The organism is Neolewinella aurantiaca, assembly GCF_008014675.1.
Lineage (GTDB): Bacteria > Bacteroidota > Bacteroidia > Chitinophagales > Saprospiraceae > Neolewinella > Neolewinella aurantiaca.
Map to the genome: position 1 here is coordinate 1 of NZ_VOXD01000091.1, position 1,558 is coordinate 1,558.

Annotated in this window: 4 protein-coding genes; 3 read left to right on the forward strand and 1 reads right to left on the reverse strand. The window is 41.0% G+C overall.

Translation table 11 applies throughout. The features are described from left to right. Window positions 1-217: transposase (locus tag FUA23_RS22990; RefSeq protein WP_147932951.1), on the forward strand; the 217-nt coding region annotated here is incomplete at its 5' end. Between the two features lie 85 nt (window positions 218-302). Here the strand turns inward: FUA23_RS22990 and FUA23_RS22125 are convergent. Beyond that, on the reverse strand, window positions 303-596 hold the full coding sequence (locus FUA23_RS22125) for a hypothetical protein (RefSeq protein WP_147932952.1): 294 nt from the start codon (window positions 594-596) through the stop codon (window positions 303-305). A gap of 372 nt (window positions 597-968) precedes the next feature. Here FUA23_RS22125 and FUA23_RS22505 point away from each other — a divergent pair, with 372 nt between their 5' ends. Beyond that, the gene (locus tag FUA23_RS22505) at window positions 969-1,106 is read left to right on the forward strand and encodes a hypothetical protein (protein WP_187271193.1); all 138 of its coding nucleotides are present in this window, start codon (window positions 969-971) and stop codon (window positions 1,104-1,106) included. Between the two features lie 58 nt (window positions 1,107-1,164). After that, window positions 1,165-1,455, forward strand: coding sequence for an IS1 family transposase (locus FUA23_RS23235; protein WP_147932953.1), 291 nt, complete (start codon window positions 1,165-1,167; stop codon window positions 1,453-1,455). Window positions 1,456-1,558 lie beyond the last annotated feature (103 nt).

The window sequence follows — 1,558 nt, forward strand, 5'->3', positions numbered from 1 at the left end:
TGTCTTTGAGTGCCCATCAAGACCGGAAGGCTCGAAGGGGTTTGTAGTAGAAGCCAAGCGGTGGGTAGTCGAAAGAAACTTCGCCTGGATGAATTTCTATCGCAGAATCACCAAGGACCTGGAGCGAACGATAGAAAATTCGGCTTCATTCATTTTGATGGCCAACATTCAGATGGTTCTATCGTCAATACAGAGAAATCTTGACTCGAATTTTTAGACACGCTCTAAGAGTGTTACAGATAGAAAAATGAGTTTAAAGTAAAACATATTAACTAGGTTTTGTATTGTGATGATAAGATAGGTTACCTTTCGATATAAGGTAACGGTCTCCATGAGGCGATAGATGTTCCTTCTATGAGATCACCATTATCGTTGATAAATCCAAGGCCAATCATTTTATTATTTTGGTAGACTGTACACTCGCACGGGGAATTTGCGTCTACATAAGGTTGAGATGACACTTTTATATCGTCGTTCCAAATACATGTACGCTTTCCAGATTCATCTACTTTTACAACAGGATAAATACCTGCAATTTCTTTCAAGATAAAAATGTTTTTTGTCTCCATCTTTTCTAAAATGATTCCGTTTTCCATTAAGTCTAAGGTTATTAACCTGTAAGCGGAATCTGTCGGAACATCTATAGTACTTTGAGCGCCAACGTGCATGGTGAAAAGAGATAGTATTAGCGAAGTGTACAGGTGCTTTATCATTTAAAAAGTGTTTTATTTCGATAAATTGGACTAGTATCCAAACCAAATCGTTACGTTCATTCGTTGTAATTCTGCTTCTAGTACTGATGAAGATAAAATAAAGTACAGAAAATCCGAAATTTTTCCGCTTCTATTGGATAGATTCGGAAAAGCCAGCACTCTCCTACCCCACCGATCGACGATTTCCTTGCTGTTTCGCTACCGATCGCTTATCTTGTTTTCCGAAAACAGATTCATTTTCGGAAAAATGGCATTTTGACCAAGTTAATCGACAGCAAGACCGGAGAGCGTAAGTACCTCAATCGTGATGAGCGCAAGGCCTTTCTAGCAGCAACGCAGCTAGAAGAAGCCAAGGTCAAATATTGGCGGTGTATCAAATGTAAGGATGGATAAACCTAAAAAATGCAGTGGAGCAAAATCACTATCTTGATAGTGACAAAACTCTCAAAACATGCTCATCTGCCCCAGCTGCACAAGTGGTAAGATAGTCAAGAATGGCAAGACTTACTACGGAAAGCAGAATCATAAATGCAAAGACTGCAATCGCCAATTTGTAGCCAACAACCAACACTCCATCACTGATCAACGAAGAGAAGATGTTTCTGCTTTGCTGCTTGAGCGAATCAGTCTCAGAGGAATCTGCCGATCCATGGGTGTTAGCCTGACTTGGCTAATGTCCTATGCTGTAAGCGTTTGGTCTGAGACACCGGAAGACTTAGGAGTAGGGTGTTCCGTCTGTTAGCTCCTGCCCACGCCTGATTCTGTCCTTTGTAAAAGTGTGCTCGCAATCCAGTAGCTTTGAGTTGCGAGACAAAAAACACGGATGCGAGCACGACTCAAAGCTA